Source organism: Pseudomonas sp. DD1 (assembly GCF_044510355.1).
Lineage (GTDB): Bacteria > Pseudomonadota > Gammaproteobacteria > Pseudomonadales > Pseudomonadaceae > Aquipseudomonas > Aquipseudomonas shahriarae.
In genome coordinates, this window is record NZ_MSAJ01000035.1 from 265,669 (window position 1) to 284,439 (window position 18,771).

Sequence of the window (18,771 nt, forward strand, 5' to 3'; positions counted from 1 at the left end):
TCTCATGGCCGAACAGAAGCCAACAAATGCATCAATCACCCCTTCCAGAAAGCTGAAAGGGATGAAGCGAACAGTGGACACTACCCTGGGCTGGGTAGAGCGAGATTATCCAAAGCTCGCCGCCTGGCGAATCGTAGCTGTGGAGTGGTTGAGAGGCGAAACATGCGGAATTGACAAGAAGCTCTCGGCAATTGTGGCCTTTTTTGAACGCTACATCGTCCAGCAAGGATTGCCGCTCGACCCTAAGGTTTTCTTAGCGCGCGAGACGGTTCTGCCCGACTTCTATCGAACGGCATGCCCGGACTCGTCCGACGGTATCAAGTACAACAACTATATCCACGCCTTCCTGCACTTCGTGCTGCTGCACGAATTCAGCGAAGCTGACGTCCATGGCCAACTGTTGGTATCAACGGCACTCCACAACCCCGTCCCCCGGATGACCAAAACAGGTCTGCCAAAACGTGACGAGAGTGTGCATTCTCCTCTGCCCTACGGCTATATGGACGAACTGCGCCAGATGCTCGCGGCTGGCCCGAATTTTAGCGACTGGCAATGGGCACAGAACGCGTTGGGAGGTAAAGCCAATCTGCGCAGAAATGTCTCCTCCGAATGGTTCGAAGTGACCAAGGACCAGATTGACCGGAACGACCCGGACTGTGTGTGGCGCGAGTGTCCGAAGGAGAATGGGACGCGTCTGGAAATGTGGAGCCCAGTCCGCTGGACTGCCCTGCTGATGAAGCTCACGCTGCCGCTGCGCACGTTTCAGGTTCGCATGCTGGACTCGGGCGAAGCAGACACTTGGCGTTACGCGATGGGGAACTGGATATTGAATTCGAGCCAGCTTGCACAGGGCAGTGAACGGAGGCCTCTACAACAGGGGATATTTCGCCGTAGCTATCCGATTGCCGATGGGGCCGCCGTCTCGACCGTACTCTATATCAATACCAACAAGACTGCGGATATAGCCAAGTCCGGTCCCGACAAGGGCTACACCCTGCCATGGTTCGTCGGCGGATCAGTGCATCAGGATATTTTTTATTGGCTGGAGAAGCTGCGAGACTGGCAGGAGAAGTACAACCCCGTATCGCGGCGCACGGCCTGGACGGAGTTAGATGGCCGCTACCTAGATGCGAAGAGCGAGGTGCAACTGGCCGGCTACCCCGATACTTGCTTCCTCTTCCGGATGCGTGAGGCGGATGAGGGCGAACGTCACCTGCCACTAAAGGTAACGACATTATTTCTAAGCTGGTCCCGCCTGTTGGAGGCGTTAGAGATTCGGCTCGCTGAACGAAGCGAAACCCACCGCAACGGTATGCCGATTCGCTTCCTTCCGCCGAAAGAAGAACGAAACCATGGAGGAACGACGCTCTATCCTCTGCACAGTCTGCGAGTCTCCCTCATCACTGCGCTGGCCTTGGAGGGGCAGGTGCCGTTCCCCGTGCTGCAAAAACTCGTCGGCCATAGCCGCCTGGTGATGACCCTTTACTATTTTAAGCCCGGTGCGTCGCACATTAGTGATGCTCTGCTCGGAGCGGCGGAGCGGATGGAGGCAGGTAAGGAGACAAGCATTCAGAACTTCCTACTCGATACCGAACATGACGAACTCCTGCAAAAGGCCATTTGCAACAGCGTTTCCAGCCTTGCCGCCGCCGTCCCACAACATCCGGCTGCGCGCAACCCTCTGGGCTGGATGCCCATGCACCACGGCCTCTGCCTAGTTGGTGGCAACACCAGTGAGGTTGAGGGCAACGGTGCAGTGGGTGGCTGTTACAACGGAGGGCCGATGATTGCCAAGAGCTCTTCGTCAATGAATCCAAAGTATGGGCCCGTCCCAGGCGGCAGCCGAAACTGCGTTCGATGCCGTTGGTTCGTGACCGAGCCGCACCACCTACCCGCGCTGACGGCCCACTTCAACACTCTGGCCTACCACTTCGATGAAGCGCGAAACGCCTGTATCACTCGTGAAAAAGAACTTCAGGACTTGAAAAAGCAGAAAGCAGACGCGGAAGATGCTGGCCAGCCTTTCACTCAACTGGATGCCCACCGGCAGGCCGAGCGAGTGTGGGAGAGCGCCATAAAACGCTTCAGTGACCTTGCCGAAGATCTCGTAGCCTGTTGGCGTATCATCGAACGCTGCAAGGCAGCACTCGAAGTCCCGCAGGGAGACGGTACCCAATTGGTGGCTTCCGGCACTACGCACGAGGTACATGTCGCCTTTGAGGAAACTGAATCGGAATTGCTCCAGCTCGCTGGCGTATGCGAAAACGTCGAGGTTTATCCAGACCTCGAACCCGGCAAGGCGGTGTTCCGCCGCAGCCAATTGCTCGATGCGACGCTCTACCGCGACAACATGCCGCCGATGTTCATGTTGTTAAGCGAACAGGAACAACTGCTTGCCGGCAACGCCTTCATGCGGCGCCTTGCACAGCAGATGAACCCGGCGTTTCCCGCGCTGGGTCAACGCCAAGTAATTCACTTGATGGATGCGGGCATGAGCCTTAGCCAGCACTTCAACATGGATCTCACCACGTTGTTGCCTGCGATAAATCGCGTCCAAAAATTTCCCTCCACGCATGCATAAGGCCTTCGCCGGAGATGAAGAATGAATGGCAAAACGGACATTCATCCGGACGCGGTTCTAGAGGCTTTGCTCACTAAGGGCGGGCGTTCGAATCGGCGCGCAAACCTAGCGAAGATGCACGAGCTTTGCCGCAATCACCATGAGGCCGGCTCCCGAGACTTCTCGCTACCAACCATCGGACGGCTAGTCGAAGGCGACGAAATCATGAAGGGGCGAGCACTCTACAACGCCCAGTCGGCTGATTACCGGGTGCTCATCGAAGCTTGGGGAGCTTATGCCGGCCCCCCCGTACCCAAGCAGCCGAAGTCGCTAGCAAGTCACGAATACCTGATGCGCATCGAAGACCCAGCCATCCGTTCTATCATGCAGGCTGTCATCACCGAGCGTGACAAGCTTAAGGCGCAACTCAACGTTCTTAAGTCCAACACATATGTGACCGTAGACCGTCGCCCTCAGGGCGCAAATATTGCGGCGGCGCCTGGAATGCAGCCGACGGCTGTGCTCGCCATGTCCGCACAACTGACGCCTTCTGAACGCGAAGCCTTACAGAGGGCAATCTCACCGAGCTACCTAGAAGACCGTGGCCTGCGTGAAGGCAGCCACGGCGAGATCGTCAACGAGCGCGGTCGGACAGTGTTCGAGGTGGGCTTTGCCCGTGCGATTCGTAAGGTACTGGGAGACTGACCCCATAAACTTGGCGGGGAGGGGCAAGAGGACCGTGCAATAAATGGGGAGGGTTGCGCAGCTTGCAGCTTATGCCATGAACGAATCGAGTTAATGAGAAAAGCGCCGCCGTTGTGCCGGCGCTTAGAAGCTACGATGTCATACGATGTATTTATACATCGCAAGGCTTTAATACTCAAAAGCCTGCGCCAGTTAGACTTTGTGATCACTCACTCACGAACTATGCACGTTAGGGTATAACTCCTTGATTGGGCCTTTTTGCGTTTTTGCGCGCGGGTCTTTTACTTTTCTGCAGGCAAAAAAAAGGGGCGGTTTGACCCGCCCACATTTTTTCCCTAGTCCCTGTGTTCCTTTTCATCGTCCTGATGAATCGCATCCTGCGAGGTTCCCTGAATCATCGTTCCGTGATGACTGTGTCAATCCGTGGACACAGGGCTGATAGTAGAGACTTCCCAGACAAGTTCAACGGGATCCATTCCCAAGCACACCCCGCCGCCGCTCTCGATCACAAATAAATAAGCGTTATACTTCAATGACATAGAAATATGTCCAGGTGATTCGAGGCATCCAGGTCCGGTTAAAAAACCAAACACTTACGAAAAAGTAAGCGAATGCTTACACCGTCCATTAGGGAAATGCGCACCCGCCCTCCCAAAAGGTTTACGCCAGACAAGAAAAAGCCCCGACAGGGTCGAGGCTTGTCTGCCTTCAGGTCGATCAGTCGTCGCTGACAGTGATGGTCGGCATTGCCTGGGCACCGGCTTCCTGCAAGACAATCCGCGCACCTACATGACGGGCCAGTTCCTGATAGACCATGGCGATCTGCCCATCGGGTTCGGCGGCGACCGTCGGCTTGCCACCATCTGCCTGCTCACGAATGCCCATCGCCAGCGGCAACGAAGCCAGCAGCTCAACGTCATATTGGGTGGCGAGCTTTTCGCCGCCGCCTTCACCGAACAGATGCTCGGCATGGCCGCAGTTGGAGCAGATGTGTACCGCCATGTTCTCCACGACACCCAGCACCGGGATGTTGACCTTGCGGAACATCTCCACGCCTTTGCGCGCATCCAGCAACGCCAGGTCCTGGGGGGTGGTGACAATCACTGCACCGGCCACCGGCACTTTTTGCGCCAGGGTCAGCTGGATATCACCGGTGCCCGGCGGCATGTCGATCACCAGGTAGTCCAGGTTGCCCCAGTCGGTCTGCATCACCAGTTGCATCAAGGCCCCGGAAACCATGGGCCCGCGCCACACCATCGGGGTGTTGTCATCGGTCAGGAACGCCATCGACATCACTTCCACGCCATGGGCCTGGATCGGCACGAACCACTTCTGGTCCTTGATCTTTGGCCGCGAGCCTTCGGCGATGCCAAACATCACGCCCTGGCTGGGACCATAGATATCCGCGTCGAGGATGCCCACCCGCGCGCCTTCACGGGCCAGGGCCAGGGCCAGGTTGGCCGCCGTGGTCGACTTGCCCACGCCGCCCTTGCCGGACGCCACCGCCACCACGTTCTTGACGTTGGCCAGGCCGGGGATCTGTGCCTGGGCCTTATGCGCGGCGATCACACACTGGATGTCGACCTTGGCCGAGCGCACGCCGTCCAGGCCTTCAATGGCCATTTGCAGCATCTGCGCCCAGCCACTCTTGAACAGGCCTGCGGCGTAGCCCAGCTCAAGCTGGACCGTGACCTGATCGCCCTGCACCTCAATGGCCCGGACACAGCCGGCGCTGACCGGGTCCTGGTTCAGGTAGGGGTCGGTGTACTGGCGAAGAACGGCTTCCACCGCTGCGCGATTGACGGCGCTCATGGGCTACTCCCGGAAAAGACAGACTAAAACAGGCGGCTATCCTAACCGTTCCGAGGCGTGAGGGGCATGCTTTCGCGATATTGGAAAACCCTGAAACAGCCTCACGGGGTGAAATAAATTCCCCAGCGCTTTATAGTGGCCGACCTCCGTTTCATCAAGTAGCCGAGCCCCATGTCCGAGCCACGCAAGATCCTCGTCACCAGCGCCCTGCCCTATGCCAATGGTTCCATCCATCTTGGCCATATGCTTGAGTACATCCAGACCGATATGTGGGTGCGCTTCCAGAAGCATCGCGGCAATCAATGCATTTATGTCTGCGCGGACGACGCCCACGGTTCGGCCATCATGTTGCGCGCCGAAAAGGAAGGCATCACCCCGGAACAACTGATCGCCAACGTCCAGGCTGAACATAGCGCCGACTTTGCCGAGTTCCTGGTGGATTTCGACAACTTCCACTCGACCCACGCCGAAGAGAACCGCGAGCTGTCGAGCCAGATCTATCTGAAACTGCGTGATGCCGGGCACATTGCCACCCGCTCGATCACCCAGTATTTCGACCCGGAAAAGAAAATGTTCCTGGCCGACCGCTTCATCAAGGGCACCTGCCCCAAGTGCGGCACCGAAGACCAGTACGGCGATAACTGCGAAAAATGCGGTGCAACCTACGCACCGACCGATCTGAAAGATCCGAAGTCGGCGATCTCGGGCGCCACCCCGGTGCTCAAGGATTCCCAGCACTTCTTCTTCAAGCTCCCGGATTTCCAGGAAATGCTGCAAACCTGGACCCGTAGCGGCACCTTGCAGGACGCCGTGGCAAACAAGATCGCCGAATGGCTGGATGCCGGCCTGCAACAGTGGGATATCTCCCGCGATGCGCCGTATTTCGGCTTCGAGATCCCCGATGAGCCGGGCAAGTACTTCTATGTGTGGCTGGACGCGCCGATTGGCTACATGGCCAGCTTCAAGAACCTCTGCGACCGCACGCCGGAGCTGGACTTCGACGCGTTCTGGGGCAAGGACTCCACCGCCGAGCTGTACCATTTCATCGGCAAGGACATCGTCAACTTCCACGCCCTGTTCTGGCCGGCAATGCTCGAAGGGTCGGGCTACCGCAAGCCGACCGGCATCGCCGTGCACGGCTACCTGACGGTCAACGGCCAGAAGATGTCCAAGTCCCGTGGCACCTTTATCAAGGCGCGCACCTACCTGGACCACCTGTCGCCGGAATACCTGCGCTACTACTACGCATCCAAGCTGGGCCGTGGCGTCGACGACCTGGACCTGAACCTGGAAGACTTCGTGCAGAAGGTCAACTCGGACCTGGTGGGCAAGGTGGTCAACATCGCAAGCCGCTGCGCCGGGTTTATCCACAAGGGCAACGCTGGCGTGATGGTGCCGGTCAACGCCGCACCAGAGCTGACCGACGCCTTCCTGGCGGCCGCGCCAAGCATCGCCGACGCCTATGAAGCCCGCGACTTTGCCCGCGCCATGCGCGAGATCATGGGCCTGGCCGACCGCGCCAACGCCTGGATCGCCGACAAGGCACCGTGGTCGCTGAACAAGCAGGAAGGCAAGCAGGATGAAGTCCAGGCCATCTGCGCCACCGGCATCAACCTGTTCCGCCAGTTGGTGATCTTCCTCAAGCCGGTGCTGCCGTTGCTGGCCGCCGACGCCGAGGCGTTCCTCAACGTTGCACCGTTGACCTGGAATGACCACACCAGCCTGCTCAACAACCATCAGCTCAACGAATTCAAGCCGCTGATGACCCGTATCGACCCGGTCAAGGTGCAGGCCATGACGGATGCTTCCAAGGAAGACCTGACCGCCAGCCAGACCGACACCGGCAACGCCGCCCCAGTGGGCAATGGCGAGCTGGCCAAGGATCCGCTGTCGCCGGAAATCGACTTCGATACCTTTGCCGCCGTGGACCTGCGGGTCGCGCTGATCATCAAGGCAGAAGCCGTGGAAGGCGCCGACAAGCTGTTGCGCCTGACCCTGGATATCGGTGACGAGCAACGCAACGTGTTCTCCGGGATCAAAAGTGCCTACCCGGACCCGTCCAAGCTCGATGGTCGCCTGACCATGATGATCGCCAACCTCAAGCCACGCAAAATGAAGTTCGGCATCTCCGAAGGCATGGTGATGGCAGCCGGCCCTGGCGGCGAGGAAATCTACCTGCTCAGCCCGGACAGCGGCGCCAAGCCTGGCCAGCGCATCAAGTAACCGGAAAACCCTGTCGCGGTGATTGGCCGCGACAGGGCGGTTTGCGCTAGTACCCTCTCCCTGCTTGCCGGATAATCAGGCCCTGTTTGCTTAACCGGCTCGACCATGACCGAACTGCTTGTCGCCCTTCTCTGCGCTGCCCTGATCAGCCAATACCTGCTGCGTGTTGCGCTGCCTGGGGATCCGCCTTTGGAACGACGGCGGGTGCATGCCCTGGGGTTGGCGACTACACTCTTGGTCGCCCTCAGCGGCGCTTTCAGCTACCTGGTTGTTCACTTTGTGTTGCAACCCTTGGCGCTGGACGCTGTATGGCTGTTTGCTTATGTGCCGGTGGCGTTCTTGTTGAGCCAGCCATTGCTGACGGTACTTTCCCGCCGCGTGCCCGCACTGCCCTTCGACGGGTTGTGGCTGCCGCTGCTGGCGAACGCCGGCGTGCTCAGCGTGGTATTCCTGGGCCCTGGCAATACCACCCAACTGATCTATAGCCTGGGCATCGGCCCGGCATTCTGGCTGACCCTCAGCCTGTTCAACGATTTGCGCCAGCGCATAGACCACAACGATATCCCCCAGCCCTTCAAAGGCCTGCCCGTGGACCTGTTCAGTGCCGGGCTGATGGCCGTGGCGTTGCTGGGCTTAAACGCAATGATCAAACCATGAGCCTGATTCAACGTATCGACGCCCTGCTGCCCCAGACCCAATGCGGCAAATGCGGGCACCCTGGTTGCAGACCCTACGCCGAAGGCATCGCCCGGGGTGAGGCTATCAACAAGTGCCCGCCAGGCGGCACGGAAACCATCGCCGAGCTGGCGCAGCTGTTGAACCTGGCGCCCCTGGAGCTGGACAGCACCCGTGGTGAAGCCCCCGCGCAGATTGCCTTTATCCGTGAGGCCGAGTGCATCGGTTGCACCAAGTGCATCCAGGCTTGCCCGGTGGATGCGATTGTCGGCGCGGCCAAGTTGATGCACACCGTGATCGTGGATGAATGCACCGGTTGCGACTTGTGTGTCGCGCCCTGTCCGGTGGACTGCATCGACATGCTGCCCTTGCCGCTGGCCACGGTGCTGCCAATTGTCGCGGGCTATGCCAGCACCGCCGAGGAGCGCCAAGAGCGCGGGACCAAGCGTGATCGCGCCCGCCGCCGCTTCGAGCAACGCAACGCCAGGCTGCAACGCGAGGAAGAGCACAAGCTGGCAGAACGCCTGGCCCGCAGTAAACGCCCGGCCCCCAGCGCAGAGAGCAACGGCGACCCGCTGCAGGCTGCCATCGAGCGCGTGCGCGCGCAAAAAGACGCCGACATCGACGCCGCGCTAAAAAAGGCCAAGATCAACCTGGCGATGAGCCGGGCGCAACTGCATAAATCCCTGAAAGCCTTCGGCCATCCGCCGACCTTTGAGCAACAGTCGCAGTTGATCATCCTGCAACAGCAATTTGAATCCGCCGAACAGGTATTGGCCGCCCTTGAAACCAACGCCCCCGCTGTTGTGATCCCCCAGGCCAATAAAGATCCAGCGCTCAAACGCGCCAAAATCCAGTTGGCCATGCGTCGCGCCGAGCTGAAAAAAGCCCAGGACGCGCTTGCCGATGCCGAACAACTGGCCGCCCTGGGCGCAGCCCTGGCCGACGCTGAACAAGCCTTGCATGCGGCCGAAGAAGCCTCCGAGCAGCCCAGGCCTGATTTGCAACGTGTCGAGAAACGGCCCATCGACAGCCAACTGCGCCAATTGAAGACCGCCCTGGCCTATGCCCGCGCCGACCTGAACAAACTCGAACGCCAGCCCGCCAGCAGTACCAACGCGTTAATGGACGCCAGACAACGCCTGGCTGACGCTCAGCGGTTGGTGGATGAACATGTCGGGGCCTGACGTTGTTGAGCGCCAGCAACAGGCCATGCAGCGCCTGTTGATGGCGGTAACGCCCGGCGTGCTGGTGCTGTTCTGGCTGTATGGCTGGGGCGTGTTGATCAATCTGTTGCTGGCCGGCACCTGTGCCTGGGCCGTCGAAGCCGGGGTGCGCCGGTTGCGCGGCCAGGGCGGTGGCGACCTCAGTGGCCTGGTCAGCGCGGTCCTGCTGGCCCTGGCGCTGCCACCTTACTGCCCGTGGTGGCTATGCGTGGGCGCTGTGAGCAGTGGATTGCTGCTGGGCAAACATCTGTATGGCGGCAAGCAGAACCCCTTCAACCCGGCCATGCTCGGTTATGCGCTGATGCTGCTGGCCTTTCCCCAGCCAATGACCCATTGGCCGGCATCCCACGGCCTGGACCTGCTGGCCGGCCTGCAACAGGTGTTCGGCCTGCACGGCGAGACCGCCGATGCCTGGGCCCGGGCCACGGCGCTGGATACGTTGCGCATCAATAACAGCCTGACCATTGATGAACTGTTTGCCAGCAACCCGGCGTTCGGCCAGATCGGCGGCACAGGCAGCGAGTGGGTAAACCTGGCGTTTCTCGCCGGCGGCGTCTTTTTACTGCAGCAACGGGTATTCAGTTGGCATGCGCCGGTGGGCATGCTCGCCAGCCTGTTTGTCATCAGCCTGCTGGGCTGGAACGGCTCGGGCTCGGACTCCAATGGCTCGCCGCTGTTTCACCTGCTGACCGGGGCCACCATGCTCGGGGCCTTCTTTATCATCACCGAACCGGTGTCGGGCGCGAAAAGTGCGCGGGCACGCTTGCTGTTTGGGGTGGGCGTGGGGCTGCTGACCTACCTGATCCGCACCTGGGGCAGCTACCCGGATGGCGTGGCGTTCGCCGTACTGATGATGAACCTCGCGGTGCCGACCCTGGAGCGCTGGGCACGGCCGCAGGCGGTGAAGGCATGACGCGCACCTGGCAAGCCTTGATCGTGCTGTTGATCGCCGTCGGCGCGGTGGGCCTGACCGTTGGCCTGCAACAGCTGACGACCAAGCCCATTGCCGCGCAGCAGCGTGAGATGCAAAGTCGGGCGTTGCTGGATGTACTGCCCGCTGGCAGTTATGACAATCACCCCCTGGAGCGCCCGCTGGGTATCGCCTCGGAAATGCTGGATAACAGTCAACTGCTGGGTGGTTACCTCGCGACCCTGGCCGGTAAACCCAGCGCCGTCGTGCTGCGCGCGCAGGTCGACGGTTACGGTGGACGTATCCAATTGCTGATTGCCATCGACCACAACGCCAAGCTGCTCGGGGTAAAGACCCTGGCCCACGCAGAAACCCCCACATTGGGCGGACCTATTGGCGAGCCCGGCAATCCCTGGCTTGCCTCGTTCAAAGGGTTGTCGCGGGAAAGTCCGCAGATATGGGCGCTGAAGAAAGACGGTGGCCAGTTCGACCAGATGGCGGGCGCGACCATCACCTCCCGCGCGGTGATTAACGCAACCCATGATGCCTTGCGGTATTTTGACGAACATCGTCAGGCGCTGCTGGAGACTGCCAGCCATGACTAAACCATTCGCCCTTGGCAGCCTGTTGCTGCTGCCTGCGCTGCTGGGTGTCAGCGCCACCCCGGCCGGCGCCGCTGCCTTCTGGGCCCTGTGGGTGCTGATCGTGACGCTGTATGGCTGGAGCTGCGCCTGGGTGCGTAATCGCCTCAGTGGCAATTGGCGGCTGATTGCCAATGTGTTGCTGGCCACCACCTGGGTCAGTTGCGCACACTTGGTGGCCCAGGCCCTGGCCTTTGGCCCGTCTATGGCCCTGGGAGCTTACCTGGGGTTAATTGGCGTGCAATGCGTATTGCTTGAACATGCCGGCCTGTTCGCCGCCAACCAGCGCAGGGCGCAGCTTCAGCTATTCACCGTTGCTACCGGGCTATTGGTTGCAATCACCCTCTCGCGCTTGTTACTCGGCAGCAGCATCGCCACCCTCGCCCCCACAGGGTTTATCCTGCTCGGGTTGTGGCTTGCCGGGTGGCAAGCCTGGACCCAACGCCGCAAACCAAACTGAAGGAACCGCTCGCCCCATGAATGCCGCAAAACGCCTGGAGATCTTTCGTCGGTTTCACGAGGACAACCCAGAACCCAAGACCGAGCTGGCCTACTCGTCGCCGTTCGAGCTGCTGATTGCGGTGATCCTGTCTGCGCAATCGACGGATGTAGGCGTCAACAAGGCCACGGCCAAGCTGTTTCCGGTGGCCAATACTCCAGCGGCGATCCATGCCCTGGGCGTGGAGGGGCTGTCGCAGTACATCAAGACCATTGGCCTGTATAACAGCAAGGCAAAAAACGTCATAGAAACCTGCCGACTGCTGGTCGAGTTGCATGGCGGCGAAGTGCCACAAACCCGGGAAGCACTTGAAGCTTTGCCCGGCGTGGGGCGCAAGACGGCCAATGTGGTGCTCAATACAGCGTTTCGCCAATTGACCATGGCGGTGGACACACATATTTTCCGCGTGAGTAACCGCACAGGGATCGCACCGGGCAAGAATGTGGTGGAGGTGGAGAAAAGACTGATGAAATTTGTGCCAAAGCCTTACCTGCTGGACTCCCACCACTGGTTGATTCTGCACGGCCGTTATGTGTGCCAGGCCCGCAAGCCGCGTTGTGGCAGCTGTCGCATCGAGGATCTGTGTGAATACAAGGAAAAGACGTCTGACGATTGAGCCGTCATTGCTTTTATTGATGAGTCGATTGAAAAAATCTTTTTTACCCGGTGCGCAATTGCCGATATAAGGAGCGCCAACGGCAGTCTTAGCCTGGAGTTAACCTTATGAGCACTGGCAAAGAACAACTGGATGTAGAAGATGACTTTGTGGCAACGGACACTGACGAAGTAGCCGAGGCGCCTGTAGAAGTGGCCAAGACCAATTTGAGCAAACGCCGCACCATCGACAATCTTCTGGAAGAGCGACGCCTGCAAAAACAGTTGGCCGATTACGATTTCGATCTCTAGCCAAACGATCACACAGAAGCCTCCGCCATGGAGGCTTTTCCTGCCTGTTGCTCCCTGCTTCTTAAACCAGGCCGTTGCGCTGAGCGAGCTCGATCAGGTCCACCAGGGACCGGGCATTGAGCTTGAGCAGCAGACGCGTCTTGTAGGTACTCACCGTCTTGTTGCTGAGGAACATGCCGTCGGCGATTTCTTTGTTGGTTTTTCCCTGGGCCAACTGCTGTAGCACCATCATCTCCCGGCCTGAGAGCCGTTCGACCATATCCGCCTCGCTGGTATTGCCCTGGGTGGACCGCACCGAGTTGAGTGCCTGGTTGGGGAAATAGCTGTAGCCAGACAGCACGGCCTTGATTGCGCTCAGCAGCTCGGTAAGGTCCTGCTGCTTGCACACATAGCCCGCCGCCCCCGCCTGCATGCAGCGCATGGAGAAGTGACCGGGAGCCTGGGAGGTCAGCACCAACACCTTGAAGGGTTGCGCCTGCTTTGTGGAAGACAGGCGACAAATAACTTCCAAACCGTCAAGTTTGGGAATTCCAATATCCAGGATGACAATATCCGGCATATGCTCCCGCGCTAGTTGTAACGCGTCGACTCCGTTATCGGTCTCTGCAACGACCTCATAACCATGACGTTCCATTAGCATGCGTACAGCAAGGCGAATGACGGGATGATCATCCACGATCAGCACTTTATTCATGGGCAAGTCCAATTTCGCTGTTCGAATTATTCAGAGCCAGCACAATAGCCTAGTCGTTTCCTCCTTGGCATAGCACTCCCCCCCAAGTAACGACAAGCAGAGACCCAACCCACAAAGTTATGAGAATAGACCTACAAAAAAACGCCTATATGGATGTGCCGGTTATTGTTCAGCCTTTCAGAACTTTCCGTGGGCAAACATATTTTGAGCAAAAAAAGCACCGTTTACCCTAGAAAAGTAAACATGACGCACGCCATTTTCAGGAAATGCCCCTTGCACGGGCCAGACCTGCGTGCCTTGACGCGGCCATTGCCCCTGCAAAAAAGTTCCCTCGGTGCAACAGTCACTAACAACACTTGGAATTATCTGACAGATATTTCCACAAATAAAATAGAACTCCATCTCTTTCCTACTAAACAACCGAATGATTTTAAACACAAACAAGGCTGCATGCCTGAAGCACCAACTTCCCGACACAAAAAAACAAAAGCAAAACTAATAAACAGCAACACCCCAAACACATCGGCAAGACATTAAACACGGATAAACAAAACCCGGACCTCCTGAATGACGGACAAAAAAATGGCCCCTTTTTCAAGGGGCCACTATTTATGTCGCTTCAGGTACTTCAGAACAACTTGCGGCCCTTGTTGGCCGCAATGCGCATGCGCAGTGCGTTGAGCTTGATGAAGCCAGCAGCGTCAGCCTGGTTGTAGGCACCGCCATCTTCTTCAAAGGTCGCGATATTGGCATCGAACAGCGACTCATCGGACTTGCGGCCGGTGACGATCACGTTGCCCTTGTACAGCTTCAGGCGCACCACACCGTTCACATGGACCTGGGAGGCGTCGATCATCTGCTGCAGCATCAGACGCTCAGGGCTCCACCAGTAACCGGTGTAGATCAGGCTGGCGTATTTAGGCATCAGCTCGTCTTTGAGGTGAGCCACTTCACGGTCCAGGGTGATGGACTCGATGGCGCGGTGAGCGCGCAGCATGATGGTGCCGCCCGGGGTTTCGTAGCAGCCACGGGACTTCATCCCCACGTAGCGGTTTTCGACGATGTCCAGACGGCCGATACCGTGCTCGCCACCGATACGGTTGAGGGTCGCCAGTACGGTGGCCGGGGTCATTTCGACGCCGTCCAGCGCGACGATGTCGCCGTTGCGGTAGGTCAGTTCCAGGTACTGCGGCTTGTCAGGAGCGTTCTCCGGGGAGACGGTCCATTTCCACATGTCTTCTTCGTGCTCGGTCCAGGTGTCTTCCAGCACGCCGCCTTCATAGGAGATGTGCAGGAGGTTGGCGTCCATCGAGTACGGGGACTTCTTCTTGCCATGGCGTTCGATCGGGATGGCGTGCTTTTCAGCGTAATCCATCAGTTTTTCACGGGACAGCAGGTCCCATTCACGCCAAGGAGCAATCACTTTCACGCCAGGCTTCAGGGCATAGGCGCCCAGTTCGAAACGCACCTGGTCGTTGCCTTTGCCGGTGGCGCCATGGGAAATGGCGTCAGCGCCGGTTTCGTTGGCGATTTCGATCAGGCGCTTGGCAATCAGCGGACGTGCGATGGAAGTACCCAGCAGGTACTCGCCTTCGTAGACGGTGTTGGCGCGGAACATCGGGAAAACGAAATCGCGGACGAATTCTTCGCGCAGGTCGTCAATGTAGATCTCTTTGACGCCCATGGCTTGCGCCTTGGCTCGTGCAGGTTCGACCTCTTCGCCCTGACCCAGGTCAGCGGTAAAGGTCACCACTTCACAGTTATAAGTATCCTGCAGCCACTTGAGGATCACCGAAGTGTCCAGGCCGCCGGAATACGCGAGAACGACCTTGTTTACGTCGGCCATGCCATCACTCCACGGGGTTTTACGGAAAGGCGTCGATTCTACCGATCAAAACCGTGAAATTACAGGGGCGCGACAGCAAATGAAGATAAAGCGACAGATTATGTCGGGCGAGCGACGAATGGCCGATGCCTACGAGGTCGCCGCCGCATTCGCCGGGGCGGTGGCCTGGGGTGCCGGTTTCTCGGGGGCTGGCACCCGGTCGAGATGGATATTCACCCGCCGGTTCTTCGCCCGGTTGGCCGGGTTGGTATTGGGCACCAGCGGATAGCGCTCGCCGTGGAAGCGCAGGACGATCTGCGATTCGGGAATGCCATTGGCCTTGAAGAAGTCCATCACCGCCAGGCCTCGACGCCGGGACAGGTCGCGATTGGTCAGGCGATTGCCGCTGTTATCCGAATGGCCGTCCAGTTCGATATGGTTGACCGTAGGGTCGGCCTTGATGAACTCAAGCATGACCAACAGCTTGGCCTTGGCCGCCGGGTCGAGGTCGATACCGCCACCCGGAAAGCCGACTTCAGCCTGTTTGACCTGCTCGAAATTCATCGGCAGCAATTTCGCAGTACATAACTGGTAATCGCTGTAGGCCTTGTTGAAGCGCACCGGCAGCAAGCGGATTTCCGAATAGCCGCCATCCCGGGAATAGTGGCGCACAGTCGGGCTGCGGCCATCGAGCAAGCCATTGAACAGGCGCCCGGCCTGGGCCTGGGAGCTGTTGAACAGCACATCGCCGCTGCCCGCACGCACCGCACCGAGGTTGATATCACCGCGCCCCGGCTGCCACGGCGCCGCCGCCGCCAAGAGTGTTGCGGAGCCGACGCCCAGCGCGCTGTTGTAGGCCTTCAAGCGAAATGTCGCCTGCTCGCCGGCCCGGCGCACGAACTCACCCGAACCAAAATCGGCGATCGGCTGGCTCAAGCGGCACTCGAACTTGTCGCCTTCCACCTTCCACTCGATATTTTCCAGGCGCGTCTGGAAGGTCAGGGCCATCGCAGGCAGGCTGGCGAACACGCTGAGCAGGGCTAGATATTGCTGGCGCACGGGCGGCTCCACTGGTTTCTACAACACAACAAGGCGTCATACATCGTTAAGGCATACCCAGGGATATCGGTCGCGCCCTGCAAAACTTGATAGCGAGTGCCTGCAAGAGTCTTTTCCGGTAGCATTCCCACCAGATTGACCCGCCTGGAATCCCCAATGTCCGACCGCCTGACCCTGCTGCGTCCCGACGACTGGCATATTCATCTTCGCGATGGTGCTGCGTTGCCCCAAACCGTGGCTGATGTAGCGCGCACGTTTGGCCGTGCCATCATCATGCCTAACCTGGTACCTCCGGTGCGCAATGCCGCAGAAGCCGACGCCTATCGCCAGCGCATCCTCGCTGCACGACCGGCCGGCAGCCGCTTTGAACCGTTGATGGTGCTCTACCTGACCGACCGCACCCAGCCCGCAGAAATCCGCGAGGCCAAGGCCAGCGGTTACGTGCATGCCGCCAAGCTGTACCCGGCCGGCGCCACGACCAACTCCGACTCCGGCGTGACCAGTATCGACAAGATCCTGCCCGCCATCGAAGCCATGGCCGAAGTGGGCATGCCGCTGCTGATCCACGGTGAAGTCACCCGTGGTGATGTCGATGTGTTCGATCGCGAGAAGATCTTCATCGACGAACACATGCGCCGTGTGGTCGAGCTGTTCCCGACCCTCAAGGTGGTGTTCGAGCACATCACCACTGCCGACGCCGTGCAATTCGTCACCGAGGCTTCGGCCAACGTTGGCGCGACCATCACCGCGCATCACCTGCTGTACAACCGCAACCACATGCTGGTGGGCGGGATCCGGCCGCACTTCTATTGCCTGCCGATCCTCAAGCGCAACACCCACCAGGAGGCACTGCTCGATGCCGCCACCAGTGGCAATGCGAAGTTCTTCCTCGGTACCGACTCGGCCCCCCACGCCCAGCACGCCAAGGAAGCTGCCTGCGGCTGTGCCGGCTGTTACACCGCCTATGCGGCGATCGAGCTGTACGCCGAGGCTTTCGAGGCACGCAACGCCCTGGACAAACTCGAGGCCTTCGCCAGCCTCAATGGCCCGCGCTTCTACGGCCTGCCGGCGAATACCGACCGCATTACCCTGGTCCGTGAAGACTGGACCGCCCCCACCAGCCTGCCATTTGGCGAGCTGACCGTTATCCCGCTGCGCGCCGGTGAAACACTGCGCTGGCGCCTGCTGGAGGAACACACGTGAGTGAAGACCATTACGACGACGAACAGGAACACAGTGGCGGCGGTTCGCGCCACCCGATGGCCGAGCGTTTTCGCGGCTATCTGCCTGTCGTTATCGACGTAGAAACCGGCGGTTTCAATTGCGCCACCGATGCACTGCTGGAAATTGCCGCGACTACCATCGGCATGGACGAACAGGGCTTTGTGTATCCAGAACACACCCATTTCTTCCGCGTCGAGCCTTTTGAAGGTGCCAACATCGAAGCGGCGGCCCTGGAGTTCACCGGAATCAAGCTCGACCATCCGTTGCGCATGGCCGTCAGCGAAGAAGCGGCATTGACCGACATCTTCCGTGGCGTTCGCAAGGCCCTGAAGGCCAACGGCTGCAAACGCGCGATCCTGGTCGGCCACAACAGCAGTTTCGACCTGGGCTTCCTCAACGCCGCCGTGGCGCGCCTGGACATGAAGCGCAACCCGTTCCACCCGTTCTCCAGCTTCGACACCGCGACCCTGGCTGGCCTGGCTTATGGCCAGACCGTACTGGCCAAGGCATGCCAGGCAGCCGGTATCGACTTCGACGGTCGTGAAGCCCACTCGGCTCGCTACGACACCGAGAAGACTGCCGATCTGTTCTGCGGCATCGTCAACCGCTGGAAGCAGATGGGCGGCTGGGAAGATTTCAGCGACTGATCAGGTCGCTAAATCCCACGCATAAAAAAACCGGCCCTCTCAGGCCGGTTTTTTTTTACCACGAATCTGGCTTACAGCTTGCCAGCGTTCTCGGTCAGGTAAGCCGCAACGCCTTCTGGCGAAGCGTTCATGCCTTTGTCGCCTTTTTTCCAGTTGGCTGGGCAGACTTCGCCGTGCTCTTCGTGGAATTGCAGAGCGTCGACCAGGCGGATCAGCTCTTCCATGTTACGGCCCAGCGGCAGGTCGTTGATGATCTGCGAGCGCACAACGCCCTTGTCGTCGATCAGGAACGCGCCACGGAAAGCCACGCCGCCTTCGGACTCAACGTCGTAGGCCTTGGCGATGTCGTGCTTCATGTCGGCAGCCATGGTGTATTTGACTTTGCCGATGCCGCCATCATTGATGGCAGTGTTGCGCCAGGCGTTGTGGGTGAAATGGGAGTCGATGGACACGGCAACCACTTCAACGTTGCGTGCCTTGAAGTCGTCCATACGGTGATCCAGGGCGATCAGCTCGGATGGGCAGACGAAAGTGAAGTCCAGCGGGTAGAAGAACACCAGGCCGTATTTGCCTTTGATGGCTTCAGACAGCTTGAAGCTGTCAACGATTTCGCCATTGCCGAGGACGGCAGGTACGTCGAAATCCGGGGCTTGTTTGCCGACGAGTACGCTCATTGGTTATCTCCTGATGGTAATTGAAGTAAATGGACCGCCCCTGAGTCTGCCGTGAATTGACGACAGGCCTGTGACGCGATCACGCTTCGTAAAGACCGACCATCATACCTGAAAAAAGCCGTTCGTCAGTGAGGGGCCCACGGCGGGCAAAGGTTTGAGAAAGCACTTTGACAATCATTCTCGTTAACATTAAGATCCATCGCACTTAAGCCTTAAACCGCGATGGTTCTCCCTTATGTATGTCTGCCTCTGCACTGGCGTCACCGACGGACAAATCCGCGAAGCGATCTATGAAGGTTGCTGCAGCTACAAGGAAGTGCGTGAAACCACCGGCGTTGCCAGCCAATGTGGCAAATGTGCCTGCCTTGCCAAGCAAGTGGTACGGGAAACCCTGACATCGCTGCAAACAGCCCAGGCCGCGATCCCCTACTCGGCAGAATTTACACACGCCTGAAGTGGCGTGTTTTAAAGAACCGGACTTAGCGTCCGGT

18 protein-coding genes are annotated in these 18,771 nt (G+C 59.0%); 13 read left to right on the forward strand and 5 right to left on the reverse strand.

Annotated features, from left to right (window positions below; translation table 11 throughout):
• Nucleotides 1-4 precede the first annotated feature (4 nt).
• The gene (locus tag PSFL_RS22750; RefSeq protein ID WP_397470509.1) at nt 5-2,581 is read left to right on the forward strand and encodes a VPA1269 family protein; all 2,577 of its coding nucleotides are present in this window, start codon (nt 5-7) and stop codon (nt 2,579-2,581) included.
• Nucleotides 2,582-2,602: 21 nt separating this feature from the next.
• A complete protein-coding gene (gene gmtX / locus PSFL_RS22755) occupies nt 2,603-3,265 on the forward strand; it encodes a gamma-mobile-trio protein GmtX (RefSeq protein ID WP_397470510.1) in 663 nt (220 codons plus the stop codon).
• 717 nt (nt 3,266-3,982) lie between these two features.
• Here the strand turns inward: gmtX and apbC are convergent.
• A complete protein-coding gene (gene apbC / locus PSFL_RS22760; RefSeq protein WP_057958615.1) occupies nt 3,983-5,077 on the reverse strand; it encodes an iron-sulfur cluster carrier protein ApbC in 1,095 nt (364 codons plus the stop codon).
• A 171-nt stretch (nt 5,078-5,248) separates the two neighbouring features.
• On the opposite strand from apbC, the gene metG reads away from it, so the two are divergent.
• The 8 genes from metG (at nt 5,249) to PSFL_RS22800 (ending at nt 12,157) form a co-directional block, all read left to right on the forward strand.
• A complete protein-coding gene (gene metG, locus PSFL_RS22765) occupies nt 5,249-7,300 on the forward strand; it encodes a methionine--tRNA ligase (protein WP_115128891.1) in 2,052 nt (683 codons plus the stop codon).
• Nucleotides 7,301-7,405: 105 nt separating this feature from the next.
• Nucleotides 7,406-7,957 carry an Rnf-Nqr domain containing protein gene (locus PSFL_RS22770; protein ID WP_115128892.1) on the forward strand — a complete coding sequence of 184 codons (552 nt, stop codon included), beginning with the start codon at nt 7,406-7,408 and terminating at the stop codon, nt 7,955-7,957.
• A complete protein-coding gene (gene rsxB / locus PSFL_RS22775) occupies nt 7,954-9,162 on the forward strand; it encodes an electron transport complex subunit RsxB (RefSeq protein WP_397470511.1) in 1,209 nt (402 codons plus the stop codon). Before PSFL_RS22770 ends, rsxB begins: the two co-directional genes overlap by 4 nt.
• The gene (locus PSFL_RS22780) at nt 9,149-10,114 is read left to right on the forward strand and encodes an RnfABCDGE type electron transport complex subunit D (RefSeq protein WP_390897833.1); all 966 of its coding nucleotides are present in this window, start codon (nt 9,149-9,151) and stop codon (nt 10,112-10,114) included. Before rsxB ends, PSFL_RS22780 begins: the two co-directional genes overlap by 14 nt.
• A complete protein-coding gene (locus PSFL_RS22785) occupies nt 10,111-10,716 on the forward strand; it encodes an RnfABCDGE type electron transport complex subunit G (RefSeq protein WP_115128895.1) in 606 nt (201 codons plus the stop codon). The genes PSFL_RS22780 and PSFL_RS22785 overlap by 4 nt, the downstream gene beginning before the upstream one ends.
• Entirely contained in the window at nt 10,709-11,212 is a 504-nt protein-coding gene (locus tag PSFL_RS22790; protein ID WP_397470512.1) for an Rnf-Nqr domain containing protein, read from the forward strand. Before PSFL_RS22785 ends, PSFL_RS22790 begins: the two co-directional genes overlap by 8 nt.
• A 16-nt stretch (nt 11,213-11,228) precedes the next feature.
• The gene (nth, locus tag PSFL_RS22795) at nt 11,229-11,867 is read left to right on the forward strand and encodes an endonuclease III (RefSeq protein ID WP_397470513.1); all 639 of its coding nucleotides are present in this window, start codon (nt 11,229-11,231) and stop codon (nt 11,865-11,867) included.
• Nucleotides 11,868-11,974: 107 nt separating this feature from the next.
• Nucleotides 11,975-12,157, forward strand: coding sequence for a PA3496 family putative envelope integrity protein (locus PSFL_RS22800; protein WP_057439336.1), 183 nt, complete (start codon nt 11,975-11,977; stop codon nt 12,155-12,157).
• Nucleotides 12,158-12,218: 61 nt separating this feature from the next.
• Here the strand turns inward: PSFL_RS22800 and PSFL_RS22805 are convergent, their stop codons facing one another.
• From PSFL_RS22805 to PSFL_RS22815, 3 genes are all read right to left on the reverse strand, one after another.
• Nucleotides 12,219-12,851 (reverse strand): response regulator transcription factor, encoded by a 633-nt coding sequence (locus PSFL_RS22805; protein WP_032858436.1) that lies wholly within the window; start codon nt 12,849-12,851, stop codon nt 12,219-12,221.
• Nucleotides 12,852-13,479: 628 nt separating this feature from the next.
• Complete coding sequence (locus tag PSFL_RS22810) at nt 13,480-14,697, reverse strand: argininosuccinate synthase (protein ID WP_029295244.1); 1,218 nt, start codon at nt 14,695-14,697, stop codon at nt 13,480-13,482.
• Nucleotides 14,698-14,826: 129 nt separating this feature from the next.
• Complete coding sequence (locus tag PSFL_RS22815) at nt 14,827-15,735, reverse strand: OmpA family protein (RefSeq protein WP_057439335.1); 909 nt, start codon at nt 15,733-15,735, stop codon at nt 14,827-14,829.
• A gap of 156 nt (nt 15,736-15,891) precedes the next feature.
• Here PSFL_RS22815 and pyrC point away from each other — a divergent pair, with 156 nt between their 5' ends.
• Together pyrC and rnt are read left to right on the forward strand one after the other, a co-directional pair.
• Nucleotides 15,892-16,938 (forward strand): dihydroorotase, encoded by a 1,047-nt coding sequence (gene pyrC, locus PSFL_RS22820; protein ID WP_120734085.1) that lies wholly within the window; start codon nt 15,892-15,894, stop codon nt 16,936-16,938.
• A complete protein-coding gene (gene rnt / locus PSFL_RS22825) occupies nt 16,935-17,606 on the forward strand; it encodes a ribonuclease T (protein WP_057958607.1) in 672 nt (223 codons plus the stop codon). Before pyrC ends, rnt begins: the two co-directional genes overlap by 4 nt.
• A gap of 71 nt (nt 17,607-17,677) precedes the next feature.
• On the opposite strand, the gene PSFL_RS22830 is transcribed toward rnt, so the two are convergent.
• Nucleotides 17,678-18,280: a peroxiredoxin gene (locus tag PSFL_RS22830; protein WP_003172097.1), complete on the reverse strand. Its 603-nt coding sequence runs from the start codon at nt 18,278-18,280 to the stop codon at nt 17,678-17,680.
• 235 nt (nt 18,281-18,515) lie between these two features.
• On the opposite strand from PSFL_RS22830, the gene PSFL_RS22835 reads away from it, so the two are divergent.
• The gene (locus tag PSFL_RS22835; RefSeq protein ID WP_057958606.1) at nt 18,516-18,734 is read left to right on the forward strand and encodes a bacterioferritin-associated ferredoxin; all 219 of its coding nucleotides are present in this window, start codon (nt 18,516-18,518) and stop codon (nt 18,732-18,734) included.
• Nucleotides 18,735-18,771 lie beyond the last annotated feature (37 nt).

Coding starts and splice junctions, on each gene's coding strand:
- PSFL_RS22750 (WP_397470509.1), top strand. CDS start 5: ATGGCCGAACAGAAGCCAACAAATGCATCAATCACCCCTTCCAGAAAG.
- gmtX (WP_397470510.1), top strand. CDS start 2,603: ATGAATGGCAAAACGGACATTCATCCGGACGCGGTTCTAGAGGCTTTG.
- apbC (WP_057958615.1), bottom strand. CDS start 5,077: ATGAGCGCCGTCAATCGCGCAGCGGTGGAAGCCGTTCTTCGCCAGTAC.
- metG (WP_115128891.1), top strand. CDS start 5,249: ATGTCCGAGCCACGCAAGATCCTCGTCACCAGCGCCCTGCCCTATGCC.
- PSFL_RS22770 (WP_115128892.1), top strand. CDS start 7,406: ATGACCGAACTGCTTGTCGCCCTTCTCTGCGCTGCCCTGATCAGCCAA.
- rsxB (WP_397470511.1), top strand. CDS start 7,954: ATGAGCCTGATTCAACGTATCGACGCCCTGCTGCCCCAGACCCAATGC.
- PSFL_RS22780 (WP_390897833.1), top strand. CDS start 9,149: ATGTCGGGGCCTGACGTTGTTGAGCGCCAGCAACAGGCCATGCAGCGC.
- PSFL_RS22785 (WP_115128895.1), top strand. CDS start 10,111: ATGACGCGCACCTGGCAAGCCTTGATCGTGCTGTTGATCGCCGTCGGC.
- PSFL_RS22790 (WP_397470512.1), top strand. CDS start 10,709: ATGACTAAACCATTCGCCCTTGGCAGCCTGTTGCTGCTGCCTGCGCTG.
- nth (WP_397470513.1), top strand. CDS start 11,229: ATGAATGCCGCAAAACGCCTGGAGATCTTTCGTCGGTTTCACGAGGAC.
- PSFL_RS22800 (WP_057439336.1), top strand. CDS start 11,975: ATGAGCACTGGCAAAGAACAACTGGATGTAGAAGATGACTTTGTGGCA.
- PSFL_RS22805 (WP_032858436.1), bottom strand. CDS start 12,851: ATGAATAAAGTGCTGATCGTGGATGATCATCCCGTCATTCGCCTTGCT.
- PSFL_RS22810 (WP_029295244.1), bottom strand. CDS start 14,697: ATGGCCGACGTAAACAAGGTCGTTCTCGCGTATTCCGGCGGCCTGGAC.
- pyrC (WP_120734085.1), top strand. CDS start 15,892: ATGTCCGACCGCCTGACCCTGCTGCGTCCCGACGACTGGCATATTCAT.
- PSFL_RS22830 (WP_003172097.1), bottom strand. CDS start 18,280: ATGAGCGTACTCGTCGGCAAACAAGCCCCGGATTTCGACGTACCTGCC.
- PSFL_RS22835 (WP_057958606.1), top strand. CDS start 18,516: ATGTATGTCTGCCTCTGCACTGGCGTCACCGACGGACAAATCCGCGAA.